The 19,424-nt window shown below is 61.0% G+C and carries 15 protein-coding genes and 1 riboswitch; of the genes, 10 read left to right on the forward strand and 5 right to left on the reverse strand.

The features are described 5' to 3' along the window. Positions 1-149 precede the first annotated feature (149 nt). The 3 genes from QD409_RS00915 (at position 150) to QD409_RS00925 (ending at position 5,753) form a co-directional block, all read left to right on the forward strand. Positions 150-4,169 carry a Pls/PosA family non-ribosomal peptide synthetase gene (locus QD409_RS00915; protein WP_430761607.1) on the forward strand — a complete coding sequence of 1,340 codons (4,020 nt, stop codon included), beginning with the start codon at positions 150-152 and terminating at the stop codon, positions 4,167-4,169. Next, the gene (locus QD409_RS00920; RefSeq protein ID WP_092854485.1) at positions 4,166-4,864 is read left to right on the forward strand and encodes a 4'-phosphopantetheinyl transferase family protein; all 699 of its coding nucleotides are present in this window, start codon (positions 4,166-4,168) and stop codon (positions 4,862-4,864) included. Before QD409_RS00915 ends, QD409_RS00920 begins: the two co-directional genes overlap by 4 nt. Before the next feature lie 403 nt (positions 4,865-5,267). Further along, the gene (locus QD409_RS00925) at positions 5,268-5,753 is read left to right on the forward strand and encodes a GNAT family N-acetyltransferase (protein ID WP_430761608.1); all 486 of its coding nucleotides are present in this window, start codon (positions 5,268-5,270) and stop codon (positions 5,751-5,753) included. Positions 5,754-6,131: 378 nt separating this feature from the next. On the opposite strand, the gene QD409_RS00930 is transcribed toward QD409_RS00925, so the two are convergent. The 4 genes from QD409_RS00930 to QD409_RS00945 all read right to left on the reverse strand — a co-directional run bounded on the left by QD409_RS00930 (position 6,132) and on the right by QD409_RS00945 (position 10,561). Beyond that, complete coding sequence (locus QD409_RS00930) at positions 6,132-6,896, reverse strand: ABC transporter ATP-binding protein (RefSeq protein ID WP_092854484.1); 765 nt, start codon at positions 6,894-6,896, stop codon at positions 6,132-6,134. Further along, positions 6,893-7,930: a FecCD family ABC transporter permease gene (locus QD409_RS00935; protein ID WP_430761609.1), complete on the reverse strand. Its 1,038-nt coding sequence runs from the start codon at positions 7,928-7,930 to the stop codon at positions 6,893-6,895. The genes QD409_RS00930 and QD409_RS00935 overlap by 4 nt, the downstream gene beginning before the upstream one ends. A gap of 1 nt (position 7,931) precedes the next feature. After that, a complete protein-coding gene (locus QD409_RS00940; RefSeq protein ID WP_430761610.1) occupies positions 7,932-8,948 on the reverse strand; it encodes an ABC transporter substrate-binding protein in 1,017 nt (338 codons plus the stop codon). A 163-nt stretch (positions 8,949-9,111) separates the two neighbouring features. Continuing rightward, a riboswitch (cobalamin riboswitch) is annotated at positions 9,112-9,369 on the reverse strand. A 97-nt stretch (positions 9,370-9,466) separates the two neighbouring features. Further along, the gene (locus QD409_RS00945) at positions 9,467-10,561 is read right to left on the reverse strand and encodes a GGDEF domain-containing protein (RefSeq protein ID WP_430761611.1); all 1,095 of its coding nucleotides are present in this window, start codon (positions 10,559-10,561) and stop codon (positions 9,467-9,469) included. A 229-nt stretch (positions 10,562-10,790) separates the two neighbouring features. On the opposite strand from QD409_RS00945, the gene QD409_RS00950 reads away from it, so the two are divergent. From QD409_RS00950 to QD409_RS00965, 4 genes are all read left to right on the forward strand, one after another. After that, positions 10,791-10,982, forward strand: coding sequence for a hypothetical protein (locus QD409_RS00950; protein ID WP_430761612.1), 192 nt, complete (start codon positions 10,791-10,793; stop codon positions 10,980-10,982). Positions 10,983-11,273: 291 nt separating this feature from the next. After that, on the forward strand, positions 11,274-12,254 hold the full coding sequence (locus QD409_RS00955; RefSeq protein ID WP_092854476.1) for an HlyD family secretion protein: 981 nt from the start codon (positions 11,274-11,276) through the stop codon (positions 12,252-12,254). 1 nt (position 12,255) lies between these two features. After that, positions 12,256-13,473 (forward strand): ABC transporter permease, encoded by a 1,218-nt coding sequence (locus tag QD409_RS00960; RefSeq protein ID WP_092854474.1) that lies wholly within the window; start codon positions 12,256-12,258, stop codon positions 13,471-13,473. Beyond that, positions 13,470-14,624, forward strand: coding sequence for an ABC transporter permease (locus QD409_RS00965; RefSeq protein WP_430761613.1), 1,155 nt, complete (start codon positions 13,470-13,472; stop codon positions 14,622-14,624). The genes QD409_RS00960 and QD409_RS00965 overlap by 4 nt, the downstream gene beginning before the upstream one ends. A gap of 104 nt (positions 14,625-14,728) precedes the next feature. On the opposite strand, the gene QD409_RS00970 is transcribed toward QD409_RS00965, so the two are convergent. Then, positions 14,729-15,736: a LacI family DNA-binding transcriptional regulator gene (locus tag QD409_RS00970; protein ID WP_092854471.1), complete on the reverse strand. Its 1,008-nt coding sequence runs from the start codon at positions 15,734-15,736 to the stop codon at positions 14,729-14,731. A 203-nt stretch (positions 15,737-15,939) separates the two neighbouring features. Between QD409_RS00970 and QD409_RS00975 the strand changes: the two genes are divergently transcribed. The 3 genes from QD409_RS00975 (at position 15,940) to QD409_RS00985 (ending at position 19,380) form a co-directional block, all read left to right on the forward strand. Then, on the forward strand, positions 15,940-17,259 hold the full coding sequence (locus tag QD409_RS00975) for an alpha-L-fucosidase (RefSeq protein WP_430761614.1): 1,320 nt from the start codon (positions 15,940-15,942) through the stop codon (positions 17,257-17,259). A gap of 34 nt (positions 17,260-17,293) precedes the next feature. After that, entirely contained in the window at positions 17,294-18,079 is a 786-nt protein-coding gene (locus tag QD409_RS00980) for a DUF4037 domain-containing protein (RefSeq protein WP_092854467.1), read from the forward strand. Positions 18,080-18,165: 86 nt separating this feature from the next. Further along, positions 18,166-19,380, forward strand: coding sequence for an ABC transporter substrate-binding protein (locus QD409_RS00985; RefSeq protein ID WP_430761615.1), 1,215 nt, complete (start codon positions 18,166-18,168; stop codon positions 19,378-19,380). The last annotated feature ends 44 nt before the right edge of the window (positions 19,381-19,424 follow it).

Raw genomic sequence — 19,424 nt, forward strand, 5'->3', positions numbered from 1 at the left:
AAAGGGGGCTTTTTTCCGCTGCGGCGAAAAATCCACTTCCCTTTTGCTTGGGTTGCTCGTAAGGCGCCTGCGCGAAGAATGTTGCCGCATTGGCACCGCCGGACACGGCAACCAAGCACAATTTTAAAGATGAACGACTAGGGACCGATATGCACGGCCAGGCTCAGGACGTTACAGAAGTGATCGGGAAAGGCCGCGCGCCGCAAATTCTGCGAGGTCCCGACTCAATCCACAAAGGCCGGCCCGATGAGCGGCTTTCCCGCTTCTTCGAAAGGCTGGCCGATGTTCACGGCCCCTCGCCCGCCGTCATCGACAGCGGCCGCGTCTGGACCTATCGGGAGATGGACGCCCAGGCGAACCGCTTCGCCCGCCTGATCATCGAACGCGGCGTCAAGCCAGGCGACCGGGTGGCTCTGCTCCTCGATCGTTCCGCCGATACCTATATCGCCATCCTCGCCGTGATGAAGGCCGGCGCGGCCTTCGTGCCGCTCGCTCCGGCTTTCCCCGAGGAGCGTATGGCATTGATCGTCGAGGATGCCGGCGTCAGCCTCGTCATCACCGTTCCCCATTATGCAACGCGTGCCGCCGGGCTTTCCGTGCCCCACGTCGTCATTGACGGCAATTATTCTGATACCGCCTCATATGCCGATACGCCGCTGGATATCGCCGTCACCGAGGACGACACCTGCTACATCCTCTACACATCAGGCACGACCGGCCGGCCGAAGGGCGTGGCGGTACGCCATCAGAGCATCTGCAATTTCGTGCGCATTGCCGCCGAGGCCTACGGCTATCGGCCGGGCGACCGCGTCTATCAGGGTATGACCATCGCCTTCGACTTCTCGACGGAGGAAATATGGGTGCCTTTCGCCGCCGGCGCGACGGTGGTGCCCGCACCGGGGCGCATGACGCTCGTCGGCGAAGAATTGGCGGATTTCCTGCGTGCCAATGCCATCACCTGCATGGCCTGCTCGCCAACGCTGCTCTCCTCGATCGAAAGCGACGTGCCGACGCTCCGCGCCATCCTGGTCGGCGGCGAGGCCTGCCCGCACAATCTCGTCACGCGCTGGTCGAAGGACGGGCGGCAAATCCTCAATACCTATGGCCCGACCGAAGCGACGGTTACCGCGACCATGGGATACCTGACGCCCGAGCGGCCGGTGACCATCGGCGCGCCGCTGCCGACCTATTCCATCGTCATCCTTGACGCCCAGTCGCCGAAGCTCTCCGAGCCGGGCGAACTCGGCGAGATCGGCATCGCCGGCATCGGCCTTGCGGTCGGCTACCTTAACCGCCCGGATCTGACCGAGCAGAAATTCATCCCCGATTTCGTCGGCCTTCCCAACAACCCCTCGCAGCGGATCTACCGTACCGGCGATCTCGGCCGCATCAATAGCGACGGCGAGATCGAGTATCACGGCCGTATCGATACGCAGGTGAAGATCCGCGGCTACCGCATCGAACTCGGCGAGATCGAAGCCGTGCTGCTCGACCAGCCCGGCATTGCGCAGGCGGCGGTCACCACCTGGGAGATCGAGCCCGGCCGTGTCGAACTCGTCGGTTACTATGCGCTGAAAATCGGTGTCGACTCGATCGCCCGCGCCGACCTTGCCAAGGAACTGCGCCGCCGCTTGCCCGACTATATGGTGCCCTCTTTCCTCGAAGAGCTGCCGGCGCTGCCGATGACCGTTTCCGACAAGGTGGACACGCGCAAGCTTCCGAAGCCGGCCAGCCTGAGGCTCGGCACCGAGCGCAAGGAAATCCTGCCGTCTACAAAAGACCAGCGCTTCCTGACGGAGGCGCTGCGGGATGTGCTAAAAATCGACGACATCTATGTCGAGGATCACTTCTTCGATGACCTCGGCGCCAATTCGCTGTTGATGGCCCGCTTCTGCGCAAAGCTGCGCACGCGCAAGGAATGGGCGACCACGTCGATGCGCGACATCTATATGTATCCGACCGTCTCCAGCCTTGCGCAGCACCTGCATGGGCCGGAAGAAGACGTAGCAGCCGTCGAAGAACCGTGCCTGACGCATCGCGCCTCGAACTTCGCGTACTGGACCTGCGGGGCAGCGCAGCTCCTGTTCTATGGCGTCTACAGCTATCTCAGCCTCTGGCTTCTGAACTACGGTCTCAACTGGGTCTACGACATGCTCGACGACCCGGTGCAGCTCTATCTGCGTTGCGCGCTCCTGTCGGCGGCCGTCTTCTTCGGCATGTCCGGCTTCGCTGTGATCATGAAATGGCTGCTGATCGGGCGCTGGAAGCCCGAGAGCTTCCCGATCTGGGGCCTGCGCTACTATCGTTTCTGGGTGGTACAGACGCTGATCCGCACGGCGCCGGTCGTGCTGTTCCGCGGCAGTCCGCTCTACAGCCTCTATCTTCGCATGCTGGGGGCGCGGCTCGGCCGCAACACCACTATCGAGTGCCGCACCATTCCTGTCTGCACCGACCTCATCTCAATCGGCGAGAACTCGATCCTGCGCAAGGAATCGATGCTTCTCGGCTACCATGCCCAGGCCGGCTATATCCACACCGGTCCGATCACCATCGGCCGTGATGCGTTCGTCGGCCTTGGCTGCGTCATCGACATCGACACCTCGATCGGCGACCGCGCCCAGCTCGGTCACGCATCGTCGCTGCAGCGCGGCCAGCATATTCCCGATGACGGGCATTGGCACGGCTCGCCCGCCGTCTCGACGACGGCAGACTATTGCAAAGTACATGGCGTGACGCTTTCGAGAACGCGTCGTATTCTCTACGACACCGTACAGCTCATCACCATGTTCGCCCTCGTCACGCCGTTTCCGCTGCTGTTCCAAACCTATTGGCAGAATGTCAGCGACGACTACCAGGAAACGATCGGCATCGTCGCGATCGGAACGACTATAACGCTCTTCGGCGCCATCGCCGTCGCGCTATTCGCCGCGCTGGCCGTGCCCCGCCTGTTCAGCCTTGTTCTCAAGCCCGGGCGCACCTACAGGCTCTATGGCTTCCATTTCTGGCTGCAGTCAGTCGTCGAGGTATGCACCAACATACGCCTCATCAACCTGCTCTTCGGAGACAGTTCCGCCGTCGTCCATTATATCCGGGCGCTCGGCTGGAACCTCAACGAAGTGGTGCAGACCGGCTCGAATTTCGGCAGCAACCAGCAGCAGGACAATCCGCTTATGTGCGAGATTGGCAGCGGGACGATGGTGTCGGATGGGCTCTATATGATCAACATCCACAAGTCGGCATCCACTTTCCGGCTGGAGCACACGAAGGTCGGCGAGCGAAACTACTTCGGCAACAACATCTTCTATCCGCCGGACGGGCGCACCGGCGAGAACTGCCTGCTCGGCACGAAGGTCATGGTGCCGGTCGATGGTGTGCTGCGTGAGAATGTCGGCCTGCTCGGCTCGCCGCCCTTCGAAATCCCGCGCATGGTCAAGCGCGACAAGGAGCTGATCCAGGGGGTGAGCGAAGACGATCGCCGCGCCCGCCTGCCGCACAAGAACCGCCACAATTTCGCGACCGCGCTGATGTTCGTCGCCGTGCAATGGGTGGCACTGTTCGTCACGCTCACAATCTGGGACCGCGCACTGAACTACTATACGGAATGGGCACAGACGGCGCTGTTCGTCGCAGTCGTCCTGACGGCAGGCCTCACGATACCGTTCTATATTTTCGTGGAGTGGGCGAGCCTCGGCTTCCGTCGCCTCCGGCCGCAGATGACGACAATCTACGACATCACCTTCTGGCGGCACGAACGCCACTGGAAGCTGGCCGATTCCCCGATCGTGCGCCTTTTCGCGGGCACACCCTTCCGGCCCATGATCATGCGCGCGCTTGGCGTGAAGGTCGGCCGGCGCGTTTATGACGGCGGCTCGAACCTGACGGAACGCTCGCTGGTCGAGATCGGCGACGATGCGACGCTGAACGAAGGCTGCGTCATCCAGGCGCATTCGCTGGAAGAAGGCGCCTTCAAGTCGGATCACATCCGCATCGGCAATGGATGCACGCTCAGCCCCGCCGCCTTCATCCACTACGGCGTGACCATGGGCGACGGCTCGATTGCCGATGCCGACTGCTTCGTCATGAAAGGTGAGATCCTGGAACCGAACTCGATCTGGCGCGGCAATCCTGCCAAGCTCCATTCCTTCGTCAGGCCGGTCGCCGACGCATGAGCGGCGGCGAAGCGCCTGCCCGCGCGGCGGAGACGGCGCTGCTTGCAGAAATAGCGAAGCTGGCGCCGCCCGGCGTCAAAGTCGGCTGCCGCGCCATCCGCGATGGCGACGAAAAGCTGCTGCTACCGGAGGAAGCCCAAACCATCTCCTCCCGCCAGCTTCATACCCGGCGCGCAAGCGGCGCGGCGCGCGCGATCGCCCGGCAATTGCTTGTCCTGGAAGGAATCGAGAATCCCGTCATTAAGCGTTCGGCCTCCGGCGCCCCGCTCTGGCCGGCGGGCATTACGGGTTCCCTTGCCCATGACGACGTCATGGCAGTTGCCGCCGTGGCGCGCAAGGCCGGCGCCGTCTCGCTCGGGATCGACGTCGAGCCGGCCGAACCGCTACCCGCCGACATCGCCGACATCGTGCCAATCTTCGGCGACATCCTCGACGGCATCGACCAGTATCTTGCGTTGCGCCTGCTGTTCAGCGCCAAGGAGGCCGTCTACAAGGCCAGCTTTCCACTCGATGGCAAGGTCCTCGGCTACGAGCATATCGCCGTCGACCTCCAGGGTCGCAAGGCCGTTACCGCGACCGGTCGCAGGGCGCAGCTTTGGTTCTGTCTCTTTCCGCGCGTGGTCGTTCTCGCTGAGGCGTCAGCAGATGCGGTGGCCCCACTTTCCTGGCCGGAACAGGTTTCTCCCAACTGGTGACACTATGTGCCACGGCACCAGTCACGAGCTTCGAGCGAGCGAAGGTGCCGATCGGATAGCGCGAAGTCATGGTTTCATGCGATGTCATCGACCTGCAGCGCAGAGATGGCATGATCGCAAAATCCGCAGATTCCGAGAAAGATCGGAGAAGCAGGGGATGGGCTGAGAAAGCCGGTGTCTGCAACAAACTTACGGGCTGGTTTCGGAGCGCACATTGACATGAATATGGTGGCGATCTGTCTAACTTACCTTGAATCGCACCCTCCGTTTTCATCCTATGGTTTTGTTTATTGACAATACTCGTCAGTAAACCTAGCTAACCTCGGGGCAAATCTCGGATCGTCGGCGGACGATGCAAACCATGCCGGCGTTGCCGGATCAAAATCTCAACATGGAAACGATCATGACCGAACAGCCGACTTCGGCCTCCGAAATCTCTTTGCGCCGCATCACCTCGCAAACCGTCAGCGATATCTGCGAACTCAGCGAGACGCTGACCGAAGCCCAGCGCGATAAGGTCGCCGACAACGGCACCTCGATCGCCGAAGCGCATTTTTCCGAGAATGCGTGGTTTCGCGCCATCTATGCCGACGACACGCCGGTGGGCTTCGTGATGCTGCATATCGGCTCCGACTACGACGTAATCGATTGCCCCGGCGTCTTCCTCTGGCGCTTGATGATCGCCGGCCCTTATCAGCGCATGCGCTTCGGCGAGAAGGCGATCGCGCTCGTCGTCCGCGAGATGAAGGCACGCGGATTTTCCGAGTTGTTCACCTGCTATGTCGTCGGTGACGATAGCCCCGAAGGTTTCTACAAGCGCCTCGGCTTTGTGCCGACAGGCGAGATGTTTGAGGACGAGATCGAAATGGTGCTGAAGCTCACCAGTTGAGCAGCGGTCAGACGATCGTGAAGCGCTTGCAGCTCCTGGAGGCAGCATCCCTGGTAAGGCATGAGCGCCATGGCAGAGAGGTGCTCGATGCGAGCCGCTTCGAGGAGGCACGGGCATTCCTCGACGCAATCTCTGCCGGTTGGGATCGCGCTCGGCCGCCTCAAGCCGCTCGTCGAGACGACGTGAAGCCGCCTGCAGACCCGGCGAAGAGGTCCAAGTCAAATTCCGTCACGATGGGATCGACTTTGAAGGGCCCCCCAGCTTCATCATGTTTTCGGACGAAAAGCCCGGCGTGGCGAAGGCGGCCGTCGATTTCTGCGTCTTGCTATTCCCGAAAACCCGCATTGAACGGCTCGATCTTTGTGGTCCGGACGAGGATCAGCCTGCCATGTATTGAATGTTGCAGCGGCCATGGACCGATGATTTCTGGACATGGGCGCGCACGCCGAAAACCCGTTCGATCAGCTCCTGCGTCAGCACCTCTTCCGGTAAACCGGCCGCAACCACTTCACCCCTCTGCAGCACCGCCAGACTGTCGCAGAACATCGCCGCCAGATTGAGGTCGTGCAGCGCGACGACGGAGGTAACATCAAGCTTCGAAATCAGGCCGAGAATGTCGAGTTGATGCTGGATATCGAGATGGTTCGTCGGCTCGTCGAGCAGCAACTCGCTGGGGGTCTGCGCCAGCGCTCTGGCGATGTGGACGCGCTGCCGCTCGCCGCCGGACAAGGTTTGCCATAGCTGCCCCGCCCGATCCCGCATGCCGACACGGGCGAGTGCATCCAAAACCGCTGCATCGTCGCGGGCGCTCCAGGACGAAAGCGGGCCACGATGGGGGGTGCGCCCGAGGCGGACGACATCGATGACGGTCACCTGCGTATCCGTCGTTGCCTGCTGTTCCACCAGCGCGATACGGCGAGCGATGTCGCCGCGTGAAATCGAGGCGATGTCGCTGCCGCCGAGCCGGATGACACCGCTCTTGACCTTTCGCAGCCGGCAGATCAGCCGCAGCAGACTGGATTTGCCGGAACCGTTCGGCCCCAGCAGACCGAGCACCTTACCCCTTTCCACCGAGAGGCTGATGCCGTTGACGATCAGCGTGTTGCCGGCAGCGAAGGTTACGTTGTCGACCGCGATGCTCATGCCGTCCTCCGGGCGCGATAGAGAATGATGGCGAAGGCCGGAGCGCCGAACAGTGCGGTCACGACGCCGATCGGCAGGATCTGCTGGGGAATGATGATTCTCGAGACGATATCGGCTGCAACCATAAAAATCGCGCCACCGAGCGCCGATGCCGGCAACAGGCGGTCGTGACTGGGACCGACCATGAAACGGGCTGCATGCGGAATGACGAGCCCGACGAAACCGATCGAGCCGACAATGCTGACGACCGCCGCGGTCATGAAGGCCGTCGTTCCGAGAAGCACGATCTGCGCGCGGCGCACGGCGATGCCGAGCGAAGCCGCAGCATCGGTTCCGAAGACGAAAGCATCGAGTACGCGGACATGCGCCATGCAGATCACGAAGCCAGTGATGGCGATCGGCCCGGAAAGATAGACATCCGGCCAGCGCACACCGCTCATCGAACCGAGCAGCCAGAACATGACGCCCCTCGCCTGCTCAGCATTGGCCGATGTGGTGACGATATAGGAGGTCAGCGCATTGAAGAGCTGCGAGCCGGCGACGCCGCACAGGATGATGCGCTCGCTTGTGCCGCCGACACCGGCCGCGAGCAGGCCAACAAACAGGAAGGCGACGACCGCACCGATGAAGGCGCCGCTGGAAAGCCCCAGAACCCCATAACCGAGCCCGAGGATCATGATGCAGACCGCCCCGGTGGAGGCACCTGCGGAAATGCCGAGCACATAGGGTTCCGCAAGCGGATTGCGCAGCAGGGCCTGTAGGATCACACCGCTCAGCGCAAGCGACGCTCCGGCGCTTGCCGCAACGAGCGCACGGCTCAAGCGATAATCCCAGACGATGCCCTGATGGATCCGGCTAAGCTCGAAATCCGTTCCGAACAACCGGTTCGATACGGCCTTTGCCGTCGTCGACAACGGGATCGAAATCTCGCCGATCGAGACCGCAAGGCTGATCATGAACGCCAGAAGCACAAACGCAGCCATGGTGAGCGCCAATAGCGCCCACCTCTGCCGTCGTTCTCCAATCAGGCGCATTCTACTCTGCCAGACCGAAGGATCTGATGCCCTTGGCCAATATTTCGATGCCATCGATGGTGCGGATAGTCGGGTTCATCGACTGCGCATCCATCATGACGAAATGCCCGTTCTTGACGGCGTCGAGCTGGCTGGTGACCGGATCCTTCTGAAGGAAGTCGAGCTTGACCTTCGGGTCGTCAGCCGCATAGCGGCGGCGATCCATCGTCGCTATGACGATCACAGCCGGATTGGCCTGCGCGATCGTTTCCCATCCCACAAGCGGCCACTCCTCTTCCGTCGTCACGACATTCTTGGCGCCGAGCGTCTTCAGGATATAGGCCGGCGCGCTGTTCTTGCCGGCGATATAGGCATCGCCGCTGACTTCCTTGCTGGAGAACCAGAACACGATTGGAAGGCCCTTGGCCTTGGCCCCGGCAATCGATGCGACGGCATCCGCCTCGCGTTTCTTCAGATCGGCGACGAGCGCATCGCCGCGATCCCTAACGTCGAAAATCTCAGCGAGTTCGTCGATCTCCTGATAGACGAGATCCATCGTGAACAGCTCCTTGCGCACGCCATCGCCGCCCCCGGCGTTGATCTTGGCGACGCAATCGGTCGGCGCGATATAGGTATTGATGCCGAGCTCGGAAAACTGCTCGCGCTTGCCGACGGCACCTTGCCGGCCGATATGCCATTCGAATTCGGCTGCGACAAAATCTGGCTCTTTGCCCGCGACCGATTCAAAGCTCGGATCATTGTCGGCAAGCCGGGCGATCTTGCTATCGGCCTTAGCATACTTCGGCAGCACCGGACCGACCCATACGGCCGTTCCTGCAATCTTGTCGGCAAGGCCGAGCGAGAACAGGATCTCGGTCATACCCTGGCCGATGGATACGATCTTGCTCGGAGTCTTCTGAAAAGTAACCTGCTGGCCGCAATTGTTGATGGTGAGCGGATATTGGGTCGCCGCAAAGCCGGAGGCGGCAAACCCGGTGAGCCCAAGTGCAAAAGCAATGGTCGTCAAAAAATGGCGCATGAAAGGTCTCGATCGGAATGGGAATCTGGCAGCGTCGGCGCGACAGCGCTCAGACAGGCTGCCGCCGGTTGCGGAGATTCCAATCAAGGCCGAAAAACGCCCGATAATGTCGAAGGCTCAGGTCAATCATTCTCTGTCCTTTCCGAGCATCCCCGCCCGGTTGATTGGATCGTGATCGACGGCAGGTCTCCTGGCTCACGGATATCTGACAATCACCTGCCTTCCCGCGATGCATATTCGCAGTGGCATGGCCCTGAGGCCCTCGGAGGTGAACAGCAAGCTGGTCATTCCGGGATGATCGGCAATCCGCTTACAGTTGCGGGGGCAGCCACGGTCTAGGTCCCTTTTGGGTCGTCCTCACCGTGTTCCCTATTAATCCCCGCGGAGTCTTCCTTGGGGAACCGTCGCATCCAGTTACGCCGGACTGCCCATCCCCGTCAAGAAGACACGGCCGAAACAAAGTCATGAGACGGCATCGCGCCGACCGCCGAAACCGGCAGGGAACTTGCAACGGCACCCTATGCCGTTTCCGCGAGCTCCACGCGATTTCTTCCGGCCGCCTTCGCGCGATAGAGCGCTTTGTCGGCCGCTTCGAGAACTTGTTTGAAATCGACCGACGGCTCGTGGGAACAGGCGATGCCGAAGCTGGCGGTGACATGGATGGCCTCCTGCTCGAACATCAAGACCGTCGTCTCGATATCGGCGCGGATTTTCTCTGCAACGATGCCGGCAGCTCTCATGTCGGTGTTCGGCAACAGGACTACTATTTCCTCGCCGCCGTAGCGGGCGGCTATATCGGTCTTGCGTGCCGTCAGCCGGATCACATCCGCCACCCGCGCCAACACGGTATCGCCGAAGGAATGCCCCCAATTGTCGTTGATCTTCTTGAAGTGATCGATATCGAGCATGATGATCGAAAAGGGAATCCGTCTCGTCCCGGCTTCCTTGCTGCAACGATCCCCTTCGCGCTGCAGGACCCGGCGATTTGGGAGCCTTGTTAGCGGATCTAGCGTGGCTTCGTTCTCGAGCGCGCGCTGAATGCCGATGCGGTAGCTTTCTTTTTCAAGCAGATCCGAGAGCAGCATGACGCCGAGGATGTTGACGGTCGTCACCGGAAGCGTCGCCGAAAGGAGGAGTTCGCGCGCGACCGGCCATGGCAGGAAGACAAGAACGACGAGCGAGGTTGTCGTCGCCAGGCCGAACAGGGCCGAGCGTTTCCATCCGGTGCCGATCAACTGGCGCGGCAACAGCGTCAGAATATATCCTGCGGTCGCAACGATCAGAATGCCGGCGACTCCGGCCACCGCCCCTATCCCGCCAACCATGTAGCGAAACACGCCCATCATGACGGCAGCAACCAGGGTACCAACCGCACCGCCGTAGATCGGCGTCAGAACGAGCAGGATCGAGCGGGCGTCCTGGAACACGCCGGGCATAAATCGAATGGGATCGCCCATCGACAGAATGCCCCCCAGGCCGAAGAGCAGCCCGACAGCAACGGACTTCAAAACGCCGCGCTCGATGGTCCTGGTGACCCAGGAATAGGCGTAGACGATGATCGCCACCTGCCCGAGGACGCGCACCAGGGATGGCAAATGCGTCTGAATCTCCATCACTGTCCCCAAACCTCGCATGGACCCGCAGCCAATTGCCGGCACCGGCCATAGTCAGTATCAAAAAGCAATACCAAACAAATTCTGCGAGATGGTTTATCAGGCCTCTCGCCTCCGAACAGCGCTGTTTTACTGCTCAAATTGGAGCAGGCAATGGTGATCATCGCAATGACCGAACTTTCAAATTGACGCGCATCATTATGGCAACATTCGATGCGTGCGGGCCGCAATGCCCGACATCACAGATTTTCCCGAGAGCATGAAGGATAAAAAGGAACAAAATCGTCAGGAAGATAATCGAGGGGGTGGCGGAACTGGACGGATTGCCGTGATGGAAAGGCAACCCAGCCTATCGAACCTATCTGGAGCTTCTGGCGGGATGGTCAAGCACAGCTTGGCTATTTCAGCCGCCTCTTTCTGAAGGAGAGGCGGTTTTCGTCATCGGGCCGCAATCCGCATTTTGCAGAATTTGGCAGGTGAATGCCTAAGGGGCAGAGCCGCGACAAGCGGTTCAACGACAAGTGCTTTTGTCATTTTCCTCTGCTACAGTCCTCGTGACAATCGCCGGCAGAGGGACAGCCGGCCGATGTCGCAACGATGACAGAAGCGGGTGCCGATACGCATCTCGCCCCGCCATCCCTGCGACCCCGGCCAGTTCCCGAACAGTTCCTGCCGTTGGCCGTCACGAGAGCGAAACTGGGGAGACGACTGTATGTGGCGAACGATTCGTGTTGTGATTGGCATCGTGATCCTGGCGGCGCTCGGTGTCCTTTTATGGTTTGCCACAAAACCACCGCCGCTTATCGTTCAGGGTGAAGTTTCAGCCAATCGCGTCGACATCAGCCCGCGTGTTTCGGGCCGGGTTGCGAAGCTGAACGCCGATGTCGGCGACAATGTCGAGCGCGGCACGGTGATCGCCGAACTCGAAAGCCCGCAGCTTACCGCCGCTCTGCACATGTCCGAAGCGGCACTCTCCGTCGCCCAGGCCGATCTCGTCAGGGTCAACAGCACCCGACCGGAAACGATCGCGGCGCGTCAGGCGGAACTCGCTGCCTCGGATGCGGACGTCAGGCTGTATCAGGAAGATTCAGACCGTCAGGCAAAGCTGATTACGACCGGGGCATCGACACAATCGCGCGTCGACGAAACGACCCGGAACCTTGAAGCGGCGATCCGCAAGCGCGAGTCGGCCCAGGCCAATCTCCAGCTAGCCGTCGCCGGTGCAAGCAAGGAAGAAAAGGCCCTGGCGGCGACGCAGGTCGAGCAGGCAAGGGCATCACTCAACCAGCAGCAGACCGATGCTCACGAATTGACCATCGTCGCGCCGATTTCAGGACAGGTGACCACGCGCGTCGCCGAACTCGGCGAGAATTTTTCGGCGGGGGCGCCGATCTTTTCGCTCATCGATCTGCAGAACCCGTGGTTCACCTTCAATCTTCGCGAGGATCTGCTGAAGGGCCTGAAAGTTGGTGACAGCTTTGACGTCACCGTTCCAGCCCTCGGCGACAACAGGATCACCGTAAAGACGACCATGATCAATGCTCAGGGGCAATATGCGACCTGGCGTGCCACGCGGGCGACGGGAGATTTCGACCTTCGCACCTTCGAGGTACGGGCAACCCCGGTCCAGCCCGTAAAGGGCCTGCGCCCCGGGATGAGCGTCATTGCATCCTGGCCGCCGGCGGAGCGTTGACATGATGGCGAAAGGACGGTTGCGCCCCGGCTTCCTGACGGTCTTCAGAAGGGAATTCGATCGTCTCTGGCGCCGTCCCTTCCTGCTGTTCCTCACGACCATCCTGCCTCTTCTGCTAATGGGGGTGCTGGCAGCCGTCTTCAGCGCCGGCCTCGCCACGCGGCTGCCGATCGCCGTGCTCGATCTCGACAATACCGATCTTTCGCGAACGATCATCCGCACCGTCGACGCCACGCCGGATACGGCCGTCATCCGCAATGTCAGCGACCTCGCCGAGGGCAGACGGCTGATCCTGTCCGGCCAGGTTCACGGCCTGTTGATGCTGCCGCTCAACCTTGAGCGCGATGTCCTTTCCGGACGCCGCCCCGAAGTCGTCTTCTTCTACAACACGCAGACGATGACGACGGGCAATCTGACGCTGCGCGGCGTCAGCGCCGCGGTTCCCTCCGTTGCAGCCGGCATCCGTCTGTCGCTCAGAACCGCCGAAGGTCAACCTGTCGATGCCGCCGAAAAGGCGCTCGCGCCCATACCCGTCCAGGTCAATCCGCTCTTCAACCCGACGCTCAACTATGCGCATTTTCTGCTCGCCGCTCTGCTACCGAGCGTACTGCAGGTCATTATCGTCACGACGATGGCCTATACGATCGGGCTTGATGTCGAAACGGTGCATCGCCTGCGCCTGTTGCGGCGCCTTGGTGGAGGATTGTGGCCGGCGATGGCCGGAAAGATACTCCCTTATACGCTGTTGTTCCTAGTGGTGCTCGGCATTGCGGACTGGGTTCTTTTCGGGGCCTTGGGCATGCCGTTGCGCGGCAATCGCTATCTGCTTGTGCTGGCCGGTATCCTGTTTATCCTTGCCGACCAATTCATCGGCGTGCTCCTGGCTTTGCTGCTTCGGCCCATGGCGAGTGCCATAAGCATCGGAACGCTCTTGATGGCACCGGCCTTCGGCTTCATGGGCATCGGCTTTCCGCGCATCGGCATGAACGCCTTCGCCTATTACTGGGGGCAGATCATTCCCGGCACCTGGTATCTGATGGCGCGGATCGACCAGACCATCCGCGGCACGCCGCTTGATCTTTCCTGGAAACCGATTGCTGTCCTGCTCTTCATGGTGCTTCTGCTCGCGAGCCTGGCGGCATTGCGACTGGAAGTGATCCGGGCACGGCGGCAACGCCGTATGCAACAAGCGGCCACAACTGGAAGGGTCGCGTCATGAAGGCAATTCTCACCATCTGCCGTATCGAGCTCGGTCGCGTTCTCTCGCTGAAGCCGGCCTTTTCGGTGCTCATCATCGCCACGATCATCTATGCCGCCTTCTATCCGCAGCCCTATCGCACGGAAGCCTTGCGCCATGTGCCGATTGCCGTCGTCGATCTCGACGGCACCAACAGCAGCCGCGAGCTTGCCCGGCGCGTCGATGCCTCGGCGGATGTCGCGGTTGCCGCCGTTCTTCCGGATCAGGCAAGTGCCGAGCGCGAGGTCCATGCCCGCAACCTCTTTGGCATTCTCGTCATTCCGCAATATTTCGAGCGCGATCTGCTGCATAATCGGCAGTCGCCCGTCGCGCTCTACGCCGATGCCAGCTATTTCCTGATCTATCAGCGCATATCCGGCGGCGTTACCGCCGTTGCAAAGACCATGGGAGCGGAGGTCGAAACGGCAAGGCTGATTGCCGCCAAAGTCGATCCCAGAATTGCCGCCGCCGCCTCGGACCCCATGCCCTTGACTGCCGTGCCGCTGTTCAATCCGCAGGGAGGATATGCGACCTACATTCTGCCGGCCGCCTTCGTGCTCATCATGCAGCAAACGCTCCTGATCGGCGTCGGCCTGCTCGGCACCTATCGAAACGATGCGCTCAGAACCGGGCCGGCGGCTTCGATCGGACCGATCTCGGTCGTTGCTGGAAAGCTGCTTGCTTATCTGATCCTCGAAGCCATTGTCGTGCCTTTCTACCTGATCGTCATTCCCTATCTCTATAATATTCCCCGCCTCGGCACGCCGCTCTCGATATTCGTCTTCGCGCTCCCCTTCGTGCTTGCCGTTGGTGCTCTCGGATTGGTTATCGCCAGCCTCTTCCGCAGTCCCCTGACGGTGCAGCTCGTATCCGCCGCGCTCGGCATCCCCTTTCTCTTCCTGGCCGGCTTTTCATGGCCGACCGAGGCGATGCCGCCCTTTCTGCACGCCATCGCGACGGCGTTGCCGAGCACCTCCGCTATCAATGGCATCGTTGCCGTCTCGCAGCTCGGTGCGCCCCTACCCTACGTCCGCCAACCATTCCTGACGCTGTGGATATTGGCGGCCGTCTATATCGTGATCGCCATTCTGCTGGAGAGCAGAAGCCGGCAGCGCCCGGCTGCCAAAGCCTAGGAGTTTCCGGCGCCGCATCTCCCTGACGCCGTGCACGATGGAACTAGAGCGGTTCAGTTTTTCACGGAATCTGAGAACCGCTGCGCACTTTTCCTGGAATTGCTCTAGATCCTCCGGCAAGAATTGCCGGGGACGAATTTCGGCGTCAGCACGAAATCCTGCGGCGGCTCAACCGTGCCTTGCGGATTGGTGATGCGGTGCATGAGCCGCCTTGCGATGATGCCGCCGAGCGCCAGCGTATCCTGCACCACCATGGTGATGCGCGGCGTGATGACTGAACTCCATTGCACATTGTCGATCATGGCAAGCGAGATGTCTTCGGGACAGCGAAAACCCAATTCCTGCATAGCCTGCAGCGCCGAAAGCGCAACCGTATTGTTGGCGCCGAGGATCGCTGTCGGGCGCTCCGGCTGGATGAGCAGGCGCATCGCCGCCTCGTAGCCCGCCGTGCGCGTGAACTGCCCATCGACGACGAAGTTCGGGTTCACCTCGACGCCGGCATTGGCCATCGTATCGGCAAAGCCGCGATATCTCTCCGTTGCCGTATGCATATGGCTCGGGCCGGTGATGAAGGCGATGCGTCTATGGCCGAGCTGCAGAAGATGCTCGGTCAGCATCGCGCCGGCAAGATAGTTGTCGGAGCCGACGAAATCGCGCTCGATGCCCGCGACCTTCTGGTCGAAACAGACGATCGGTACGTTCAGGCTGGCGATGAAGTCGAGATAGTCCTGATCGTGCCCTGAGGGTGAAAGCGCCAGACCCGCGGTCTTGAGGCCGATCAGGTGCTCGACCATCGCCCTCTCACGATCCGTCTTGCCCGAGGAGTCGGTCACAACGACGAAATGCTCATGGTCGAGCGCATAATTCTCCAGTTCGCGCCGGATATCCCCGAAAAACGGGTTGCCGACATTGCCGACGACGAAGCCGATCATGCGGCTGCGCCCACGCGCCAGACTCTGGGCAAGCGGGTCGGCAACGAAGCCGACAGCGGCAATCGCCTGACGGATTTTCTCCAGCGTTTTCTGGCTGACACGCGCCGGATTGCTCAAAGCCAGCGATACCGTCGAGACGGATACGTCAGCGAGTTTGGCGACGTCGCGAATTGTGGCCATAAGTTTATCGAACCGTTTCTATCGCCCCTAGCCTTCCGATCGAAGGTGCTTTCTCTGATGAATCTCCGTCATAAATCTAGCATTTGTTGGCCATGAAGCAATACGCCGAAAGAGATTTCAACAGCGAGCTTGACATACCGAACGATAGAATCAATGATTAAATCGAACCGGTTCGATTTAGCCGTAACACTTGGGAGGATAGTGTGAACGACGCAGCAATCAGTAGCGGCCTGGATGCGGCCGATGGCAAGGCATGGTTTGGACACGACCGCTTCGGCATGTTCATCCACTTCGGACTTTACGCACTCGGCGCGCGCCACGAATGGCTGAAGAACCGCGAGGAGTTCACCACCGAGGCCTATCAGAAGTATTTCGACAACTTCGATCCCGACCTCTACGACGCGCGCGAATGGGCGCGCCGCGCGCGCCAAGCCGGCATGAAATATGTCGTCCTCACCGCCAAGCACCATGAAGGCTTCTGCCTGTGGGACAGCAAGGTCACCGACTACAAGGTCACCAATACGCCCTACGGTAAGGACCTGATCGGACCTTATGTCGAAGCGCTTCGCGCCGAGGGGCTGAAGGTCGGCTTCTACTATTCGCTGCTCGACTGGCATCATCCGGATTTCCCGATCGATGCGCATCATCCGCAGCGCAACCACCCCGACGCCGCCAAGCTTAACGAGGGCCGTGACGTCAGGCGCTATGCCAAGTATATGCGCGACCAGGTGACGGAGCTTCTCACGAATTTCGGCAAGATCGACGTGATCTGGTTCGATTTCAGCTATCCCCGCCGTGTCTACAAGGGTCTTCCCGGCAAGGGCCGCGCCGATTGGGAAAGCGACGATCTCATCAAGCTGGTGCGCCAGCTGCAGCCCGATATCATCGTCGGCGATCGCCTCGACCTGCCGCGCGATGCCGATCACATGCCCGATCTAGTGACGCCGGAACAATACACGCCGCGCGTCGCTCCGACGGTCGCCGGATTGCCGGTGCGCTGGGAGGCCTGCCACACCTTCAGCGGCTCCTGGGGCTACTATCGCGACGAAACCAGCTGGAAGGATGCCGGTCAGCTCATCAACATCCTGATCGACACGGTTTCTCTCGGCGGCAACCTGCTGATGAATGTCGGCCCGACCGGCCGCGGCACCTTCGACGCCCGCGCCATCACCGCACTCGACACCTATGGCGAATGGATGCGGCTGAACGGCCGCGCGATCTACGGCGCCGGCCCTTCCGCCTATAAGGCGCCGAGCGGCTGCCGCTTCACCCAGAAGGGCAATCGGCTCTATCTGCATATCCAGACCTGGCCGTTTCGTCACATTCACATCGAAGGACTGGGGCGCAAGGTCAAATATGCGCAGTTCCTGCATGACGCCAGCGAACTCCACTGGCTCGACCCGGATGCCGAGGTCGATTCCAATATCGGCGTCTCCGTCGGCGAGGGTATTCTGACCTTGGAACTGCCGGTTCTGAAGCCCGATGTCGTGACGCCGGTCATCGAACTGTTCCTCAAGGACTAAGGGAGATAGCGAAGCCTAGCCGCCCGGTGCCGTCATGAGCCGCGAAGCCGAACTCATTGCCGCGATGACCCCCTTGATCGCCGATCTGGCCGAAGACGGCAATGGTGCCGTCGCGCTCGCCGGCTCGCGCGGCAAGGGATGGTCGGATGCGCAATCGGATTTCGATTTCCGGGTCTATGCCGATGCTTATCGCGGACCGGAGGTCCGGCAAACCACGGCGTGGCTGCGTTTCGAAGCAGCGCTGCGGAGCTGGCAGGCCGAAGGCATCCGCATGGATGGCGTCTGGATGCGCCGCTATGCCGGCGTCCAGCGCGATCTGGAGTCCTGGCTTGCCGGCATCGTCGTGCCCAAGAGCTTCGAATGGACGATCTGGGGCTATCACCTGCCGACGGATCTTGCCAGCCAGCAGATCATCGCCGATCCCAGGGGTTTGCTGGCCAGCTGGAAGCAGCGGCTGGCGCAATATCCGGAAGCATTGAGGGCCTCGATCCTCAGCCAATACATGGATATTCTGCGCTACTGGGCCAAGGATTATCACTATGAAAGCAAGGTCGTTCGCCGCGATCTCGTCTTTCTGGTCGGGCTGACGGGCAAGCTTGCCAACGCCATTCTGCAGGCGGTCTTCGCCTTCAACCGGGTCTATTTTCCGGGTGACGGCTGGAACCTGCCAATGGCAGCCGAACTCGAACGGCTGCCTCCCGACTTCGCCCAGCGGATGACCGCCATTCTGGAGCCGGGGCAAGATCCGGACACATGGCGGCGCCAGCGAACCGAACTGATCGGCCTCATCGCCGACCTGGAAGCCATGATCGCGGCATGAACGAGCCGCAAGACCAAGCCGGAGGGGAGCGTCCGGATAGTGATGCACGTCACTGCAACGAAAGTCATTAAGGAGGAGGAACCATCATGAAGCGTTCATTGATCTTTGCCGCCGCCCTTGCGGCGAGTTCACTACCCGGCATCGGCGCCAAGGCGCAGGATGCCCCGGTGACCCTGACCTGGCAGATGTGGGGTCAGCCCAACGATGCCGAGCTCTGGCAGCAGCTGGCCGATCTCGTCACACAGCAATATCCCGACATCAAGGTCAAGCTGCAGCTTTCGGGCTGGACGGATTACTGGACGCGGCTGCCGGTTCTGGCGGCCTCGGGACAGGTCGCCGATATCGTCTCGATGCAGTCGATGCGCCTGCCGAATTTCTACTCGATCCTGACGCCCCTCGACGATTATGTGAAAGGCAGCGACGTGAAGGTGGCGGCCTTCGAGACATCGATCATGTCCGGCCTTTCACAGGACGGAAAGCTCTATGCGCTGCCTTACGACGTCGGCCCGTGGATGGTCTTCTACAATCGTGACAAGTTCGCCGCCGCCGGCTTGAAAGAGCCTGCTAAGGACTGGACGTTCGACGACTTCAAGGCCGATGCCAAGGCGTTGACAAAGGACGGGACCTACGGCTACGGCACCCAGGCCTTCGATTTCATCGCCGGCCCGGTCGCGCTCGGTGCGGACTATTTCAATGCCGACAATGAATTCGACCTCACCAACGCCGGCTTTGTCGATGCCTTCAGCAAATATGCCGCTCTCACCGCCAAGGACAAGCTCTCGCCGGTCTTTGCTTCGGCAGCCGATGCCTCCGCCGCAAGCGGCCGCTTCGCTTCGGGCAATGTCGCCATGTATATCGACGGTCCCTGGTCGCTGATTACCGGGCAGGCCAACGTCAATTTCAAGATCGGCATTGCGCCGCTGCCGCGCGGCAGCGGCCCTTCGCGCTTCATCACCGCCGGTTCCGGCTGGGGCATTTCCGCCACCAGCCAGCACAAGGATGCCGCCTTCAAGGCGCTGCAGGTGCTGACAGGCCCGAAGGCGGCCGAAATCCTCGGCTCGGCCGGACGCGCACTGCCGGCCCGGCTTGCGCAGCAGACCGCCTGGTATGACGGCGCGGCCAAAAACGTCGCCGGTACGCGCGACACACTGCAATACATGTTCGCTCACACCACGCCGTTCCGCATCAACGAGAAATGGAACCAGTTCGAGAATCTGATGATGCAATATGTGCCGCTGGCGTTGACCGGGGATTCGAAACCTGAAGGCGCACTCGCCGACATTCAGAGCCAGCTCCCATAATCAGGATGCTGGACGGCCTGCGGTCGCGCCATCCCCGCGATCGC

The sequence above is a fragment of the Rhizobium sp. BR 315 genome (assembly GCF_050577975.1).
In the GTDB taxonomy this organism is placed as follows: Bacteria; Pseudomonadota; Alphaproteobacteria; order Rhizobiales; family Rhizobiaceae; genus Rhizobium; species Rhizobium miluonense.

What these genes read in the sequence shown, in the direction of transcription:
- QD409_RS00915 (WP_430761607.1), top strand. Translation starts at nt 150, where the DNA reads ATGCACGGCCAGGCTCAGGACGTTACAGAAGTGATCGGGAAAGGCCGC.
- QD409_RS00920 (WP_092854485.1), top strand. Translation starts at nt 4,166, where the DNA reads ATGAGCGGCGGCGAAGCGCCTGCCCGCGCGGCGGAGACGGCGCTGCTT.
- QD409_RS00925 (WP_430761608.1), top strand. Translation starts at nt 5,268, where the DNA reads ATGACCGAACAGCCGACTTCGGCCTCCGAAATCTCTTTGCGCCGCATC.
- QD409_RS00930 (WP_092854484.1), bottom strand. Translation starts at nt 6,896, where the DNA reads ATGAGCATCGCGGTCGACAACGTAACCTTCGCTGCCGGCAACACGCTG.
- QD409_RS00935 (WP_430761609.1), bottom strand. Translation starts at nt 7,930, where the DNA reads ATGCGCCTGATTGGAGAACGACGGCAGAGGTGGGCGCTATTGGCGCTC.
- QD409_RS00940 (WP_430761610.1), bottom strand. Translation starts at nt 8,948, where the DNA reads ATGCGCCATTTTTTGACGACCATTGCTTTTGCACTTGGGCTCACCGGG.
- QD409_RS00945 (WP_430761611.1), bottom strand. Translation starts at nt 10,561, where the DNA reads ATGGAGATTCAGACGCATTTGCCATCCCTGGTGCGCGTCCTCGGGCAG.
- QD409_RS00950 (WP_430761612.1), top strand. Translation starts at nt 10,791, where the DNA reads ATGCCCGACATCACAGATTTTCCCGAGAGCATGAAGGATAAAAAGGAA.
- QD409_RS00955 (WP_092854476.1), top strand. Translation starts at nt 11,274, where the DNA reads ATGTGGCGAACGATTCGTGTTGTGATTGGCATCGTGATCCTGGCGGCG.
- QD409_RS00960 (WP_092854474.1), top strand. Translation starts at nt 12,256, where the DNA reads ATGATGGCGAAAGGACGGTTGCGCCCCGGCTTCCTGACGGTCTTCAGA.
- QD409_RS00965 (WP_430761613.1), top strand. Translation starts at nt 13,470, where the DNA reads ATGAAGGCAATTCTCACCATCTGCCGTATCGAGCTCGGTCGCGTTCTC.
- QD409_RS00970 (WP_092854471.1), bottom strand. Translation starts at nt 15,736, where the DNA reads ATGGCCACAATTCGCGACGTCGCCAAACTCGCTGACGTATCCGTCTCG.
- QD409_RS00980 (WP_092854467.1), top strand. Translation starts at nt 17,294, where the DNA reads ATGAGCCGCGAAGCCGAACTCATTGCCGCGATGACCCCCTTGATCGCC.
- QD409_RS00985 (WP_430761615.1), top strand. Translation starts at nt 18,166, where the DNA reads ATGAAGCGTTCATTGATCTTTGCCGCCGCCCTTGCGGCGAGTTCACTA.